Genomic DNA, 14,979 nt, shown 5'->3' on the forward strand with positions numbered 1-14,979 from the left:
CGCATTGCGTCTGCCGGGAGTTCTAGAAGAAGCCCAGCTTCTTCGGGCTGTAGCTCACAAGCATGTTCTTGGTGTTCTGATAATGGTCGAGCATCTTCAGATGGTTTTCGCGACCGATACCCGACTGCTTGTAACCGCCGAATGCCGCATGGGCCGGATAGGCGTGGTAGCAGTTGGTCCACACACGGCCAGCCTGAATGGCCCGTCCGAAGCGATAGGCGCGGGTCCCGTCGCGGGTCCATATGCCGGCGCCGAGGCCGTAAAGCGTATCGTTGGCAATCGATAGCGCTTCGGCGTCGTCCTTGAAGGTAGCGACGGACACGACCGGACCGAAGATTTCCTCCTGGAAGATGCGCATCTTGTTGTTGCCCTTGAACACCGTCGGCTTGACGTAATAGCCACCGGCGAGATCGCCCGGCAGAATATTGCGCTCGCCGCCGGTCAGCACTTCGGCGCCTTCCTGACGGCCGATATCGAGATAGCTCAGGATTTTTTCCAGCTGCTCGCTGGATGCCTGCGCACCGATCATCGTGGCCGGATCGAGCGGGTCGCCCTGCACGATGGCCTCCACGCGCTTCAGCGCTTTCTCCATGAACTTGTCGTAGATCGATTCATGGACAAGCGCGCGGCTCGGACAGGTGCAGACTTCGCCCTGGTTGAGCGCGAACATCACGAAGCCTTCGATGGCCTTGTCGAGGAAATCATCATCTTCCGCGGCAACATCCTTGAAGAAGATATTCGGCGACTTGCCGCCCAGTTCCAGCGTAACCGGAATGAGGTTCTGGCTGGCATATTGCATGATCAGGCGTCCGGTCGTCGTTTCGCCGGTGAAGGCGATCTTGGCGATGCGCGGGCTCGAGGCGAGCGGCTTGCCTGCCTCGAGGCCGAAGCCGTTGACGACATTGACGACACCGGGCGGCAACAGATCGCCGATCAGCTCCATAAGCACCAGGATCGAAGCCGGAGTCTGCTCGGCCGGTTTCAGAACGACGCAGTTGCCTGCCGCAAGGGCGGGCGCAAGTTTCCACGTCGCCATGAGGATCGGGAAGTTCCAGGGAATGATCTGGCCGACGACACCGAGCGGTTCATGAAAATGATAGGCGACCGTGTCGTGATCGATTTCCGAAATGCCGCCTTCCTGGGCGCGAATGACGCCTGCGAAATAGCGGAAATGGTCTATAGCGAGCGGCAGGTCGGCATTGGTGGTTTCACGGATCGGCTTGCCGTTGTCCCACGTTTCGGCAGCCGCCAGCGCGGGCAGGTTTTCCTCAATCCGGTCGGCGATGCGATTGAGGATGAGCGCGCGTTCAGCCGCGCTCGTCTTGCCCCAGGCATCCTTGGCGGCATGCGCTGCGTCGAGCGCCGCTTCAATGTCAGCGGCATCCGAACGGGCTATTTCGCAAAGCACCTGTCCGTTGACGGGCGACGTGTTGTCGAAATAGCGCCCCGATTTAGGCTCGACCCATTTGCCGCCGATGAAGTTTCCGTAACGCTTTGCAAAAGCCGGCTTCACGGTCCGGCTGAATTCAACCTTGTTCATGACATCCTCCCAGAAACAACGCTGCTCCTACAGCGCTTCATGGTTGAGGATCGCGCGGGAGCGGGGAAGAGTCATCCCACGCATTCAAGCTCGCAAGATCATGTGTCGCAATATTGAGACAGTTTCGCCCGCCTATTTCAGCGTGGCTTCATCAATGGGCGCGAATGATCTTCAGACGGTTCAGCTTGCGGTGCAGCGTCGCCCGGCTGATGCCCAGAAGCTGCGCCGCAAAGGAAATATTACCCTCCGCGCGGGCCAGTGCCCGCAGGATCACCCCGCGCTCCGATTCCGCCATGTCCTCGCGCGGGTCGGCGGGCGTCCCCAGAAGATCTGCGGCGGGCAAGGGGCCTGCCAGTGCATCATCGTCAAGCTCCAGGGCAAGGCGCGCCGCGCGCGTCGCGCCGACGACGAGGTCGTCCTTGTCGACGGCGATCAGCGCGCCACCGGTGCGGTCCGGGCTTGGCGCCAGCATGATGCGCGCATCGGGAAAAGCCTGACGGAAATTTTCAGCCTCGATGCGGCGCGCAGCGTCGATAACGGCCACCGATATAAGCTGCGCAAAAGCCTCGGTCAGATCGGCGCGGCAGGAGGAGACATCAAGTGCTGCCATCAGGCGTCCCTGATGGTCATGGATGGGAGCGACCGTGCAGGAAAGCCCGATATTGCGCGTATGGAAATGCTGGTCGCGATGGATCGTCAGCGGGCGCTGTTCAACGATGCAGGTGCCGATGCCGTTGGTGCCTTCGCTCTGTTCGCTCCAGACAGCACCGGTCCAAAGCCCCCAACGGTAGAAGGTGTCGTCATCGCCCGGCGCGCCGCGCCGTTCGACCGGCACGCCTTCGCTGTCGGCCAGCAACACACAGCAGCCAACGCCGCCGACGGCCAGATAAAGGCGGTCCATACTGGCTTGCGCTATGCTGACGAGGCGTTCGATCCGTTGATGGGCGGTTCGGAACTCGCCATCGGAAAGTGTGCGCACCGATCCCGGTTCGGCAGGGTCGAGCCCGTGCAGTTCCGCCGAGCGCCGCCACGAGGCGACGAGAGCAGACCGTGCAGCCCCACCCGCCGTCGTGATTGCGGATTGGATGCGGTCAGCATGTGTCCGGTCGTGCGGTGTGCCCATCTTTTCCTCCCAGGAAGGCTGGAACCCGCTATATGGGAGAATAATGACTGCTCAAAACACAACTGGCAAGTGCGGCTAGAGCGGCTCCTATTCTAACAGAATCGCCGGAACCGCTCTAACTATTTGTTTTATCGCATTATCCAACGCAAAACCGTTTCACACTTTTGCTGGAAATGCTCTAAAGATCGAGAGGGGTCAGGCGACGCGCGCTGGCTTCAGATATTCCTCAAGCGAGGAAACATCCGCCGCATTGAGGCGAAGACCCAGTTTCGTGCGCCGCCACAAGATATCCTCGGCGCTGACTGCCCACTCATTTTCCTGAAGATACCGCACTTCGGCTTCGTAAAGGTCGGCGCCGAAATATTGTCCGAGGTCGGTCAGGGAAGCGGCACCCTTGAGCAGGCTGTGGATGCGCGTTCCATATTGCCGGAACAGCCGTCGCGCATGGGCCGGGGCGAGGAAGGAATAAGCGGCGTTTACCTTCTGCAACTCACGCTCGAACTCGACATCCACGAAATCGCCGCCGGGCAACGGGGCGGCATGGGTCCATGGCGCTCCCTTCTGCCCCAGCCGCTGCTCGATCTTCTCCAGCATATGTTCGGCAAGCCGGCGCGCCGTGGTCAGCTTGCCGCCGAACACATTGATCAGGGGAGCAAGCCCATCGGGCGCATCCTCTTTCAGCACGTAATCGCGGGTCGCTTCCTGCGCCTTGCTCGCGCCGTCATCATAAAGCGGACGCACACCGGAATAGGTCCACACGATATCCGCGCGACTGACGGGTTCCTTGAAATATTCGCTGGCGGCCGCACAGAGATAGTCGGTTTCGCTGTCGGTGATCGCGACCTTGGCCGGATCGCCCTCATAATCCTGATCGGTCGTGCCGATCAGGGTAAAATCATCTTCATAAGGAATGGCGAAGATGATGCGCCCGTCATTGTTCTGGAAGAAATAGGAGCGCGGATCGGAAAATTTCCTGCGCACCACGATATGGCTGCCCTGAACGAGGCGGACATTGTGAAGCTGGCGATCTCCCTCCACGCCCTGCAGCACCTTGTCGGCCCACGGACCGGCGGCATTGACCAGCAGGCGGGCGCGAACTTCCTCGCGCTCGTGCGTGTCGGTATCTTCCAATGTGATGGTCCAGCATTCCCGGTCACGGCGGGCCGCCACGACCCTGGTCCGGGTGCGGATCATCGCGCCGCGATCCGCCGCATCCCGGGCGGTCAGGGCAACGAAGCGCGCATCGTCGACCCAGCAGTCCGAATATTCAAATGCCTTGGTAAAAAGCGGCTTCAAGGGCGCGGCCGCCGGATCGGAGCGCATATCGAGCGTCCGCGTGGCGGCAAGTTTTTTGCGTCCGCCCAGATGGTCGTAGAGGAACAGCCCCAGTCTCAGCAGCCATGCAGGGCGCACTCCGCCCTTGTGATAAGGCAGCACGAACCGCATCGGATGAATGATGTGCGGTGCATTGGCCCACAGCACTTCCCGCTCCATAAGCGCCTCGCGCACCAGACGAAATTCATAATGCTCGAGATAGCGCAATCCGCCATGGATGAGTTTGGTGGCCCGCGAGGATGTGCCGCTGGCCAGGTCGTTCATCTCGGCCAGGCCAACCGAAAATCCCCGGCCAATCGCGTCGCGCGCGATACCGCATCCATTGATGCCGCCGCCGATTACAAAAATGTCGAATAGTTTCTCTTGCGCCATGGCGAACCCCGAAGACCACTCTCCGAAAACCAAAGCGAATATAATTCATTTAATACGAAAGCAAATCGAAAATAAACGAAACTAGGACTCTTTTTCCGCTGTCGGGCTTTCGCCAAGGGTTTCAATCAGTTCGACCTCGTTTTCCCGGCACAGGTTCCGCAACTGGTCCGACGGGCAGTGATCGGTAATGAATGTGTCGATCTGCGATATATGGCCGATGCGCACCGGCGCCGTGCGCTCCAGCTTTGTGGCGTCGGTCACGAGGATGACATGCCGGGCATTGGCAATGATGGCCTGCGCCACTTTCACTTCGCGGAAATCGAAATCGAGCAGCGCCCCGTCTTCGTCCATGGCCGAGGCTCCGATGATCGCGTAATCGACCTTGAACTGCCGGATGAAATCAACGGCGGCTTCGCCGACGATCCCCCCGTCCGACGGACGCACGACACCGCCCGCGACCACTACCTCGATCGAGGCGTGAACCCGCAATGTATTGGCAACATTGATATTATTGGTGATGACCATAAGATTGTCATGGTCGACCAGTGCCTGGCTGACGGCCTCGGTCGTGGTGCCGATATTGATGAACAATGAAGCGCCATCGGGAATGATCTCCGCGGCAGCGCGCCCGATCGCTTCCTTCTCATGCGCCGCGATGCGACGCCGCGCCTCATATTCCATGTTCTCGACACCGGACGGATAGAGCGCCCCACCATGGATGCGGCGCAGCATCCGAGCCCGGCAGAGGTCGTTCAGGTCCTTGCGCACCGTTTGCGGCGTCACCTCGAATGCCGCGGCAAGATCGTCCACCAGAACCTGCCCCTGTTTGCGAGCGAGCTCTAGAATTGCGTTGTGACGGGGAGTGAGCTGCATTGTTGTCCTGAGGCTGGCATTATTCTGATCGCGTCCGGATAATTTCGCGGTTTTTCAATAGAAAGCAACCACTTCAGCCGGAACAATTTTCGACATAGGCCGCCTTTCTTCAGCGGCTGAAGCAGAATGGCCGGTTTGCCCAGCGCGAAAACGCGGGAAAAATCTGCACGTCAGGCAAGCGGGACCGGGTGCCGGCGCTCCCAATGTGGAGTAACGACACCGGACCAAACGAGAAATGATGATTTAATCGAGATCGAATTTTTCGCCATACATCCGGTGCAGCTTGCAAGCCACTTCCGTACGGTTTGCGGCGCCGATCTTCTTCATGATGTTATGGACATGCGCCTTCACTGTACCCTCGCTCATGCCGAGCTCGAAGGCGATGATCTTGTTCGACTTGCCGATCCGGATCGCATGGACAACCTCGATCTCGCGCGCGGTGAGCAGTTCTCCCAGAACGTCGTCGTCGATATCGGCCGGCGCGGTCTGAAAAACCATGGAAGCGGGCACATACATGCCGCCGGCGGTGGCAAGATGAATGGCCTCGACACAGACTTTTATATCGACCGAGGTGGGAATATAGCCGCGAGCGCCGATTTCCATGGCACGCACGACCTGAGCCCACTCCTCGCGTTCAGCGAGAAACACGACCGGCACCGGACGCCAGAGCTCGATCACAGCCTGCAGCTTTTCTGAGAAAAATGGGTCCGCCAGTCGCTTCGAACCTATATTGATCAGAACAACAGCAATATCCTCGGTTGGATCTGCCAGTTCGATCGTCGCTTGTGTTTCCACGGGAAGCTTGAGCCCGTTCAGCACAAGCCCGTTATAAAGACATTGCCGTTCAAGATTGCTCTTGCATACCAGCAACAGGCGCCGTTCCCGTACGGCCTCAATACCCGAAGCACCCCCCCTGTCATCCCCGTGCTCCGGAGCAGTCCAAATGCTATCCCCTCTTACTTCCAACATGTGATGCTCCCGGCATACTCAAGTTGCTCTATGTTTATGCATCCTACTATTACTTTCGTCAGAGACGAGTGTTTTCCAATGCTTACATGGATAGAGCCCTAACCATGACCAGCGTGAATATTGCTATCGGGAAATAATCGTGTCATTAACTTATGTTAGCAATGCATAAAATTTATGACCACTTGTAAGAAAGACTTGAACGGCAGGAGATATAGCCTCTATATCTTTGGTTTAGTTGATTTCCGATTTTACTGAAATTTGAGAAGCTCAAGACGGAATTTGAGTAACTCTTGCTCAAGGATATTCATGCTCACTGGCAGAAATATCCCTCGATTATTCATGTGTTCTTCCAAGCGGAAGATCGCCCTGTAGTTTTCAGAAAATGTTTGGAGCGCATTTCGATTTGCTTAGATGAGATCAGCGCCCTAACTGTTCGTCTTAATGCGCATTCTCGCCGAAAGGCCGTTTCACACATATCAAAATTTGCTCCAACGGGTTAAAAATGCACAGTGGCAGACAGACCACAGACCCATCGACTGAAGCGCTCATTGGTTTATTGGAGGCCTCTCCAATTTTCGCCAAGCTCGGAGCGCGGGAGATAGACGCGCTTTCTTCTCTCACCATTATCGAAGGCGACTTTGCCGCCGATGCCGCGATCATCAGGCAGGGAGAACAAATCAGAAGCCTCCATCTCGTGCGTTCCGGCTGGGGATGTGTCTATCGCGATCTGGCCAGCGGCGAGAGGCAGATCATCGACTTCCCCATGCGAAGCGATTTTCTGGGGCTGCGAACGGCGGACGGTTACAGCTATAACACCATCACGGCAATCACGCCCATGTCGGTGTTCGAAATTCCGCTCGTCTCTCTCGAGGCCTCCATTGAATACGCGCCGCGCCTCAGCCTGATCTTCATAGAGCTTCTCGCGCGCCAGCGATCCCTGCTTATCGAGCATCTTACCAATATCGGGTGCCGGGCTGCCTTCGTCCGCACCGCGCATCTGTTTCTCGAACTTTCCGACCGCGTGCAATCTTCGGGGATGGGCGATGCAAATTCCTTCTACTGCCCGCTGACACAATATCAGCTTGCCGATGCACTGGGGCTGACGCCAATTCATCTCAACCGGATGCTGCGCGACTTGCGGGAAGAAGGGCTGATCCTGTTCCGCTCAAACCGGGTGGAAATTCTGGACCGGAAGCGCGTGGCCGCCCTTGCCCAGTACGACGGAGAGTTCATGCGGATGTCGGTTTTCGGGAAAGAAGAATGACAACCGATGTAAGTACTCTATCCCACAGACCCCACATTAATTGTAGGTGCTGTTGTTTCCCGCTTTATTTCCGCTTTGGCGCTCTCCTCGGCAGTTCACCCTCTGGCCGAGGCGGATATGGCTTCAAGTTTTTAGGCGGCGACCATGAGTTGACCTTCGGTAGCGACTTTTTGATGCCTCGCTGATGAAGGTAAAGACCTGCTGTCAAGTACGCGTCCTCAAGCGCTCCGTGCCGCTTTCCGATACGTGATAAACCTATTCGGGCCAAGCAGTCATCGAGCTTGGCGGACTGGCCAGACCATATTTCTCGGGACCGCTCCATGGTGCAGAATACCGGATGGGGGAGCATATCCACTTCCGCCTTCCGAAACTCCCGTTGCACATAGCGCATATCGAAATCTGCGTTATGTGCCACGATTTCATCCGCCCAATCGAACCACTTACGGATTGGAGCGGCAAGATCAGAAAACAAGTCCTGATATCGTGTCATCCAATTATCGTAGCCATGCACGGCTTCCGCCTGCGGATGGCTGTCTTTCCTTGGATCGAATATCAGATGTAGAGACTGGTGAAGAAGTTCATCACCTTCGATTTTGACCGCCCCTATGGTCACGATCCGGTCGTATGGCAACAGTCCAGTCGTTTCAGTATCGACTACAATTACTCGCTTCTTGCGTGTATGGACCGCTGGGTTTGATAACTCGTCCATGCCTCCCCCCTATTTTTCGGGAATGAAGCATATTTCAGGTTGCATAATGGTGTAGCTTTTCGCCGCAGCATAGAAAAATCGCCCCGTAGGGCGCCATCTTGCATTTCAATGGGAGAAGATCACCAAGCCGAAACCAATAATCGGGGAATATCCAAGTTTCTCAGTAACTTGAAAGATGGTCGGAGTGAGAGGATTCGAACCTCCGACCCCCTCGTCCCGAACGAGGTGCGCTACCAGGCTGCGCTACACTCCGTGACCATGTGGCCTTGACCATTGAGGCGGCTTATAACGCTCCAGATTTCAAGCCGCAAGAGCATCTTGTCGTTTTTTTGAATGCCGAACCCGAAAAGCTGGAAAGAGCTTCAAACGGTCTCGAAAACCGGCAGCGTCCCGCCGCCAAACGCCACAAAATTGGGGTTGGCAAAACCGCCGACACCTTCGCTGGCGCGCTGGCCATAGGAGAGCGGTATCCCCTCGAAAGTGGTCGTTAGACCACCTGCGGCGCGCAGCACGGCATCGCCTGCCGCCGTATCCCACTCCATGGTGGGACCAAAACGCGGGTAAATATCGGCTTCGCCGCTGGCAATAAGGCAGAACTTCAGCGACGAACCGATGGAAACGCAGTTGGTAATCCGGTTGTCGTTCAAGAATTTTTCCGTTTCCGGGTTTTTATGGGACCGGCTGCAGACCGCCACCTGCTCGGCTCCATGAACGCGCACCCCTATCCCCCGCCGTGTTCCCAGCGCGTGATCCTTGGTCGTGGTTATTTCTTCCGCACCGCTGCCGGTTCCGACAAACAAGCGATTGCGAACGGGTGCATAAACGATGCCCAGAACCGGAGCGCCATCCTCGATCAGGCCAATATTCACCGTGAAATCGCCGTTGCGCAGCAGGAATTCACGGGTTCCATCCAGAGGATCGACCAGTAGAAACCGCCGTCCCAGTTGCGCGGGCAGGCGTCCCGCCGCCACTTCCTCTTCAGCCACAACCGGAATATCCGGGGCGACCGAAGCCAGTGCGGAAAGGATGATGGCCTCCGCGTCACGATCTGCTTCCGTGACCGGAGAAGAATCTTTCTTGCTGTGAACCGCGCAACCATTGGCATAGTGCTTCATGATCGTGCGGCCCGCCTCCAATGCGGCTTCCAGCAGCACGGCAAGCATTGCTTCGGCGCTCGGATCGGCTTTCGGGGAGGCTGAAATCTTCATTTGCTCAGATTGACCAGGTATCGCTGCCATAACTGCCGATGATACCACGTTCGGCAAGATACTTTTCTACTTCCGCGACGAGTTCGTCAACGTCCCGGCCCGTCGTGTTCAGCCGGAGCTCGGGCGATACCGGCGGCTCATACGGAGAATCGATGCCCGTAAAAGCCTTTATCTCGCCACGCAGGGCCTGCGCATAAAGCCCTTTCGGATCGCGGGCAATGCATTCCTCTATCGGCGTATCGACGAAGATTTCGACAAATTCACCTTCAGGCAGCCGGGAACGAATGCGATCCCGCTCGGCCCGAAAAGGCGAGATGAAGGAGACGAGCACCACCAGACCTGCATCGGTCATCAAGCGGGCGACCTCACCGACACGGCGGATATTTTCTGCCCTGTCTTCCTCGGAAAAACCCAGATCGCTGTTGAGCCCGTGGCGAACATTGTCGCCGTCGAGCAGATAGGTGTGCTTGCCGAGCGCATGCAGCCGTTGTTCCAGCCGGTTGGCGATGGTGGATTTGCCGGAGCCGGACAGGCCGGTAAACCAAAGCACAGCCGGTTTCTGAAATTTCTGTGCCGCGCGCGTCTGCTTGTCGAGATCGAAGGACTGCAGGTGCACATTCGTCGCTTGACGAAGCGCGCTGTCGATCATTCCAGCCCCAACGGTCGCATTGGTAAGCCGGTCGATCAGGACGAATGCCCCCGTTACGCGATTGTCGGCGTATGGGTCGAATGCAATCTGATCCACGGTCTGGAGATGGCAAAGCCCGATCTCGTTGAGGTCGAGGCGGGATGCATCCTTCCGGGTGAAGCTGTCAACGTCGGTCCTGTACACGATCTCATTGATCGTTACCGGCGTCTGATCGGTCTCGGTGCGCAGCAGATAGGAGCGGCCGGGATGCAAGGCATCCTCACCGAACCAGACTATATTGGCGGAGAAACGATCCGCCACTTCGGGCCGCGATTCCGTCCCCACCAGCATATTGCCGCGCGAGACCTCGATCTCATCCTCGAGCACCAAAGTGACAGCCTGTCCTTCGGAAGCCCGTGTCAGATCGCCGTCATAGGTGGCAATGCGCTTCACGCGGGATGCCTTGCCTGATTTGGCTACCACGACGGCATCGCCGACGCTGATCGAACCGGATGCGACGGTGCCGGAGAAACCGCGAAAATCGAGATTGGGCCGGTTCACATATTGCACCGGGAACCGAAAGGGCTTTGCCGCCACTTCCATGTCGATGCGCACGGTTTCCAGATGTTCGAGCAGATGCGGCCCCTGATACCAGCCCATGCGGGCGGATGGCAGGGTGACATTGTCGCCAAAGCGTGCCGAAAGCGGGATCGGCTGGATGCTGGCAAAGCCAAGCTCCTTTGCGAAGCCCATATAATCGGCAACGATGCGCTCAAAGGCCTCTTGCGAGAAATCGACGAGATCGATCTTGTTCACCGCCAGAACGATGTGGCGAATACCGAGCGCCGACGCAATGAAGGAATGGCGGCGTGTCTGGGTCAGCACACCCTGACGGGCATCGACCAGCACGATGGCAAGATCGGCTGTCGATGCGCCGGTCGCCATGTTGCGCGTATATTGCGCATGACCCGGCGTGTCAGCGACGATGAACTTGCGGCGGGGCGTCGAAAAGAAGCGATAGGCGACGTCGATGGTGATGCCCTGCTCCCGCTCGGCCTCCAGACCGTCCACCAGAAGCGCGAAGTCGAAATCGTCATCGGTCGTTCCGAACTTGCGGCTGTCGTTCTTCAATGACGCTAGCTGGTCCTCGAAGATCAGTTTCGTGTCGTAAAGCAGACGCCCGATGAGCGTTGACTTTCCATCATCCACCGAGCCGCAGGTGAGGAAGCGCAGCAGTGTCTTGCGTTCCTGATCGGCCAGAAAATCGCTGACTGCGGCATTGGTCGCAACAGGCTTGATTATAGCATTCATCAGAAATAGCCCTCGCGCTTCTTCTTCTCCATCGACCCGGCCTCGTCGCGATCGATGGCGCGACCTTGTCGCTCGGATGTACGGGCGATCAACATTTCCTCGACAATCCCGGAGAGGTCCGCCGCACTGGATTCAATTGCGCCGGTCAGCGGATAGCAGCCAAGCGTGCGGAATCGCACCAGACGGTTTTCCACCTGTTCGCCCGGACGCAATTTCATGCGCTCGTCATCGACCATGATCAGCATGCCATCGCGCTCGACCACCGGGCGATGCGCTGCAAAATAAAGCGGGACGATGGGGATGCTCTCTTGCAGGATATATTGCCAGATATCGAGTTCGGTCCAGTTCGAGAGCGGAAAGACGCGGATCGATTCTCCAGCGGAAACCCGCGTATTGTAAATCTTCCACATTTCAGGCCGCTGATTCTTCGGGTCCCAACCGTGCTGTGCGTTACGGAAGGAAAAGATACGCTCCTTGGCGCGTGATTTTTCTTCGTCGCGGCGGGCGCCGCCAAAAGCAGCATCGAACTTGTACTTGTCCAGCGCCTGCCGCAAGGCAACCGTTTTCATCACATGGGTATGGACATTCGACCCGTGGCTGAAAGGGCCGATGCCCTCGCGCACGCCATCCTCGTTGATATGCACGAGCAGCTCAAAACCCTTTTCGCGGGCCTGCGCATCGCGAAACTCGGTCATTTCGCGGAACTTCCAAGTCGTATCGACATGCAGAAAGGGAAATGGCGGCGGCGCCGGATAGAATGCCTTCATCGCCAGATGCAGCATCACCGACGAATCCTTGCCGACCGAGTAAAGCATCACAGGGTTGGAAAATGTTGCCGCAACCTCACGAAAAATATGGATCGCCTCCGCTTCGAGGCGCTGCAGATGCGTCAGGTTCTTGGTCAGGGATGCATGATGCACGACTACTTACTCCCGGCAACCGGATGGGGTCCAGAGCAGTTCCATCCAAACGGAGTTTGGAACCGCTCTATCTCTTTGTTTTTTCGCATTATCCAACGCAAAACCGCTTTGCGCTTTTGGCTGGAAATGCTCGAACGCGGGAGGGATGCCCAAGGTCAGAAAACGGGCCTTCATCCGGCGCAGATGCGGCAAAAGCCACAGTGCGCGCATTGTCGTGAAATGATGCGGGAAAGTGAAAGAAACCTATCGCGTATTGCAACTGGCTTGCGCGAAAAACTTACCGTATTTGCAAGCGGGGCCGGAACAAACTTGCGCGTGCTCGCAAAAGCCGATTTTCCGCCAAGTTACGGAAAATCCTACAATTTTTGTGCTATTAAACAAATTTTCCGTTCCGGAGCCGCCCGTCCGCCGGACGGCTCCAGAGCAAATTATTATCTGGCGAGGCTTGCCTGAACATCGTTCAGCGCCGCCTCCAGTGCGGACACCATCGTATCGATCTGCTGATCGTTGATGATGAGCGGCGGGCAGAAGGCGAGCGTGTCGCCCATTGCGCGCGAAATCACGCCGCGTTCCTGCAGGGCTGCATTGGCCTGTGCGCCCAACGCGCCTGCTTGTTCAAGGCCTGTCTTGGCCTGCTTGTCTGTGACAAGCTCGACACCGGCAATAAGACCGACGCCGCGCACTTCGCCGACCAGCGGGTGATCCTGCAAATCACGCAGGCGCTTCTGCATATAGGCGCCGCGGTCCCGCGCATTGGCAACCAGTTGGCGCTCTTCGATGATCGCAAGGTTTTCCAATGCCACAGCCGCCGCCACCGGATGGCCCGATGCGGTGAAGCCGGTGCCAAGTGTGCCGATCTTGTGGCTCTCTTCGGCAATCGGCGCGTAGACGCGCTCGTTGATGAGGAATGCGGAGATTGGCAGATAGGATGACGAAAGCTGCTTCGACATGACCAGGATGTCCGGCTTGATGTCAAACGTCTGGCTGCCGAACAGGTTGCCTGTCCGCCCGAAACCGCAAATGACTTCGTCGGCGACCAGCAGAATGTCGTAGCGCTTGAGAACAGCCTGTACCTTTTCCCAATAGGTTCTGGGCGGCACGACCACGCCGCCAGCGCCCATCACCGGCTCGCCGATGAAAGCGGCAATGGTGTGCGGACCTTCCGCGAGAATCAGTTGTTCCAGTTCATCGGCCAGCCGCGTTGCGAACTGCTCCTCGGTCTCACCCGCCTGCCCTTCGCGATAATGATGCGGACAGCCCGTATGCAATATCCGGTCGATCGGCAGGTCGAAGGAGCGGTGATTGTTGGGCAGGCCTGTCAGGCTGGCTGAGGCAATCGTCACGCCGTGATAACCGCGCTTGCGCGAGATGATTTTCTTGCGCTCCGGTTCGCCCAGCGCGTTGGAACGATACCAGATCAGCTTGATGACGGTATCGTTGGCTTCGGAACCTGAATTGGTGAAATAAGCCTTGCTCATCGGCACGGGAGCCATCGAAACGAGCTTTTCTGCCAGATCGATGACGGGACCATGCGAACGATAGGAGAAGGTATGATAGAAGGGCAGCTTCTTCATCTGCCGCGCAGCCGCTTCCGCCAGACGCGGCTCCGAAAAGCCGACGCCGACACTCCAAAGCCCGGCCATCGCCTCGATGTAACGCTTGCCCGTTACATCCTCGACATAAATGCCGTCGCCGCGCTCGATGACAAGCGGGCCCTCCGCCTCAAGTCGGACAGCATCGGTGTAGGAATGCAGATGATAACGGATATCGCGGGCTTCGAGAGAGTTTGGCTGAGCAGTCATTCATTGATCCTCCGGAAAGATAATGAATTTGTAGCCCGTTTCAGAAAAAGCGCAAACCGGAAGCTGCTGAAAAATGCCCTTCGGAACAAACCGCCGAGGGACTTAGGAAATATTTAGAGAAGTCCGAACGTGCGCGCCTTGGCGACCGCCTGAACCTTATTGACCGCAACCAGCTTTGTAAGCACGTTGCTGATGTGAAAATTCACCGTGCGTGTGGATATATTGAGGATCGTGCCGATGATTTCGGCAGTTTTCCCTTCACTCGTCCAGCGCAGGATTTCCCGCTCACGCATCGTCAGGTTCACTTCCGACACGCAGTTCATGGTTGGAACATCGAGATGTTCATACATGGCCAGATGCAGCATATTGGCTACGGTCTGCAATTGACGCCGCAACATTGAAATCTCGCCGGACGACAGCGCCGGACCGCTTCTGAGAAAGGACAGCATTCCAAACACGCCTTGCGCGGCCCAGCACGGTTGCGAAATACCGACCCTGATGCCGAATCGCTGGGCATCTGTCCATATCTGCGGAGCCTCCGCAAACAGCTTCGATGACCAGACCAGCGGCTCGATGCTGTTCAACGCCTTGCGAACCAACGGATCTATGTCCGCATATTTTCTGTCGGCATAATGATCGGTCCATTCCTGGGGCAACGAGCCAAAACTAAGCCATTTGACCACGCCGTTCAGCAGTGGAATGCGCATGAGATAGGCCGTGTGTGCAAATCCGCACTGTCTGGCATAGGTGTTTATGTATTCAAGGAGCTGTCCGGCATCGTCAGCAGATTGCATGGATTCATAAATTTGTTCCCATTTCATTGCAGACATCCCAATTAAAGACTAATTTTGAATTTATTAAAATGTAGCGCCCTTACACAAAACAGTTGCGCAGTGGATGGCTATCACAACCATCAGTTTCTGAC

13 protein-coding genes and 1 tRNA gene are annotated in these 14,979 nt (G+C 57.1%); 2 read left to right on the plus strand and 12 right to left on the minus strand.

What is annotated here, in order from left to right; all coding sequences use genetic code 11:
- Window positions 1-22 precede the first annotated feature (22 nt).
- The 5 genes from adh to ACS5UA_RS05040 form a co-directional block, all read right to left on the minus strand.
- On the minus strand, window positions 23-1,540 hold the full coding sequence (gene adh / locus ACS5UA_RS05020; RefSeq protein ID WP_021586348.1) for an aldehyde dehydrogenase: 1,518 nt from the start codon (window positions 1,538-1,540) through the stop codon (window positions 23-25).
- Between the two features lie 151 nt (window positions 1,541-1,691).
- Window positions 1,692-2,663, minus strand: coding sequence for a GAF domain-containing protein (locus tag ACS5UA_RS05025; protein WP_021586349.1), 972 nt, complete (start codon window positions 2,661-2,663; stop codon window positions 1,692-1,694).
- Window positions 2,664-2,858: 195 nt separating this feature from the next.
- Window positions 2,859-4,370 carry a glycerol-3-phosphate dehydrogenase gene (gene glpD / locus ACS5UA_RS05030; protein ID WP_021586350.1) on the minus strand — a complete coding sequence of 504 codons (1,512 nt, stop codon included), beginning with the start codon at window positions 4,368-4,370 and terminating at the stop codon, window positions 2,859-2,861.
- An 81-nt stretch (window positions 4,371-4,451) separates the two neighbouring features.
- A complete protein-coding gene (locus ACS5UA_RS05035) occupies window positions 4,452-5,243 on the minus strand; it encodes a DeoR/GlpR family DNA-binding transcription regulator (RefSeq protein ID WP_025089729.1) in 792 nt (263 codons plus the stop codon).
- Window positions 5,244-5,486: 243 nt separating this feature from the next.
- Window positions 5,487-6,212, minus strand: coding sequence for a response regulator transcription factor (locus ACS5UA_RS05040; protein WP_006465924.1), 726 nt, complete (start codon window positions 6,210-6,212; stop codon window positions 5,487-5,489).
- 502 nt (window positions 6,213-6,714) lie between these two features.
- Between ACS5UA_RS05040 and ACS5UA_RS05045 the strand changes: the two genes are divergently transcribed.
- Window positions 6,715-7,476, plus strand: coding sequence for a Crp/Fnr family transcriptional regulator (locus tag ACS5UA_RS05045; RefSeq protein WP_006470823.1), 762 nt, complete (start codon window positions 6,715-6,717; stop codon window positions 7,474-7,476).
- A 64-nt stretch (window positions 7,477-7,540) separates the two neighbouring features.
- On the opposite strand, the gene ACS5UA_RS05050 is transcribed toward ACS5UA_RS05045, so the two are convergent.
- The 5 genes from ACS5UA_RS05050 to cysD form a co-directional block, all read right to left on the minus strand.
- Window positions 7,541-8,185 carry a 3'-5' exonuclease gene (locus ACS5UA_RS05050; RefSeq protein ID WP_021586355.1) on the minus strand — a complete coding sequence of 215 codons (645 nt, stop codon included), beginning with the start codon at window positions 8,183-8,185 and terminating at the stop codon, window positions 7,541-7,543.
- A gap of 176 nt (window positions 8,186-8,361) precedes the next feature.
- Window positions 8,362-8,438: transfer RNA gene (locus ACS5UA_RS05055), tRNA-Pro, on the minus strand.
- A gap of 109 nt (window positions 8,439-8,547) precedes the next feature.
- On the minus strand, window positions 8,548-9,393 hold the full coding sequence (gene cysQ, locus ACS5UA_RS05060) for a 3'(2'),5'-bisphosphate nucleotidase CysQ (protein ID WP_021586356.1): 846 nt from the start codon (window positions 9,391-9,393) through the stop codon (window positions 8,548-8,550).
- A 4-nt stretch (window positions 9,394-9,397) separates the two neighbouring features.
- Window positions 9,398-11,332, minus strand: coding sequence for a sulfate adenylyltransferase subunit CysN (gene cysN / locus ACS5UA_RS05065; protein WP_021586357.1), 1,935 nt, complete (start codon window positions 11,330-11,332; stop codon window positions 9,398-9,400).
- Entirely contained in the window at window positions 11,332-12,252 is a 921-nt protein-coding gene (gene cysD / locus ACS5UA_RS05070) for a sulfate adenylyltransferase subunit CysD (protein ID WP_021586358.1), read from the minus strand. The genes cysN and cysD overlap by 1 nt, the downstream gene beginning before the upstream one ends.
- Here cysD and ACS5UA_RS05075 point away from each other — a divergent pair.
- Window positions 12,217-12,705: a hypothetical protein gene (locus ACS5UA_RS05075; RefSeq protein WP_162178181.1), complete on the plus strand. Its 489-nt coding sequence runs from the start codon at window positions 12,217-12,219 to the stop codon at window positions 12,703-12,705. The genes cysD and ACS5UA_RS05075 overlap by 36 nt on opposite strands.
- Here ACS5UA_RS05075 and ACS5UA_RS05080 read toward each other — a convergent pair.
- Both ACS5UA_RS05080 and ACS5UA_RS05085 read right to left on the minus strand, forming a co-directional pair.
- Window positions 12,684-14,054 (minus strand): aspartate aminotransferase family protein, encoded by a 1,371-nt coding sequence (locus ACS5UA_RS05080; RefSeq protein WP_021586359.1) that lies wholly within the window; start codon window positions 14,052-14,054, stop codon window positions 12,684-12,686. The two genes, ACS5UA_RS05075 and ACS5UA_RS05080, sit on opposite strands and share 22 nt — an antisense overlap.
- Before the next feature lie 113 nt (window positions 14,055-14,167).
- Complete coding sequence (locus ACS5UA_RS05085; protein ID WP_021586360.1) at window positions 14,168-14,875, minus strand: LuxR family transcriptional regulator; 708 nt, start codon at window positions 14,873-14,875, stop codon at window positions 14,168-14,170.
- Window positions 14,876-14,979 lie beyond the last annotated feature (104 nt).

It is taken from the genome of Brucella sp. RRSP16, from assembly GCF_052246815.1.
In the GTDB taxonomy this organism is placed as follows: domain Bacteria; phylum Pseudomonadota; class Alphaproteobacteria; order Rhizobiales; family Rhizobiaceae; genus Brucella; species Brucella intermedia.

Excerpts from the sequence above, each read along its gene's own strand:
- cysQ (WP_021586356.1), bottom strand. The coding sequence starts at position 9,393 with ATGAAGATTTCAGCCTCCCCGAAAGCCGATCCGAGCGCCGAAGCAATG.
- glpD (WP_021586350.1), bottom strand. The coding sequence starts at position 4,370 with ATGGCGCAAGAGAAACTATTCGACATTTTTGTAATCGGCGGCGGCATC.
- ACS5UA_RS05040 (WP_006465924.1), bottom strand. The coding sequence starts at position 6,212 with ATGTTGGAAGTAAGAGGGGATAGCATTTGGACTGCTCCGGAGCACGGG.
- ACS5UA_RS05035 (WP_025089729.1), bottom strand. The coding sequence starts at position 5,243 with ATGCAGCTCACTCCCCGTCACAACGCAATTCTAGAGCTCGCTCGCAAA.
- adh (WP_021586348.1), bottom strand. The coding sequence starts at position 1,540 with ATGAACAAGGTTGAATTCAGCCGGACCGTGAAGCCGGCTTTTGCAAAG.
- ACS5UA_RS05025 (WP_021586349.1), bottom strand. The coding sequence starts at position 2,663 with ATGGGCACACCGCACGACCGGACACATGCTGACCGCATCCAATCCGCA.
- ACS5UA_RS05045 (WP_006470823.1), top strand. The coding sequence starts at position 6,715 with ATGCACAGTGGCAGACAGACCACAGACCCATCGACTGAAGCGCTCATT.
- ACS5UA_RS05080 (WP_021586359.1), bottom strand. The coding sequence starts at position 14,054 with ATGACTGCTCAGCCAAACTCTCTCGAAGCCCGCGATATCCGTTATCAT.
- cysN (WP_021586357.1), bottom strand. The coding sequence starts at position 11,332 with ATGAATGCTATAATCAAGCCTGTTGCGACCAATGCCGCAGTCAGCGAT.
- ACS5UA_RS05085 (WP_021586360.1), bottom strand. The coding sequence starts at position 14,875 with ATGAAATGGGAACAAATTTATGAATCCATGCAATCTGCTGACGATGCC.
- ACS5UA_RS05075 (WP_162178181.1), top strand. The coding sequence starts at position 12,217 with ATGCGTCAGGTTCTTGGTCAGGGATGCATGATGCACGACTACTTACTC.
- ACS5UA_RS05050 (WP_021586355.1), bottom strand. The coding sequence starts at position 8,185 with ATGGACGAGTTATCAAACCCAGCGGTCCATACACGCAAGAAGCGAGTA.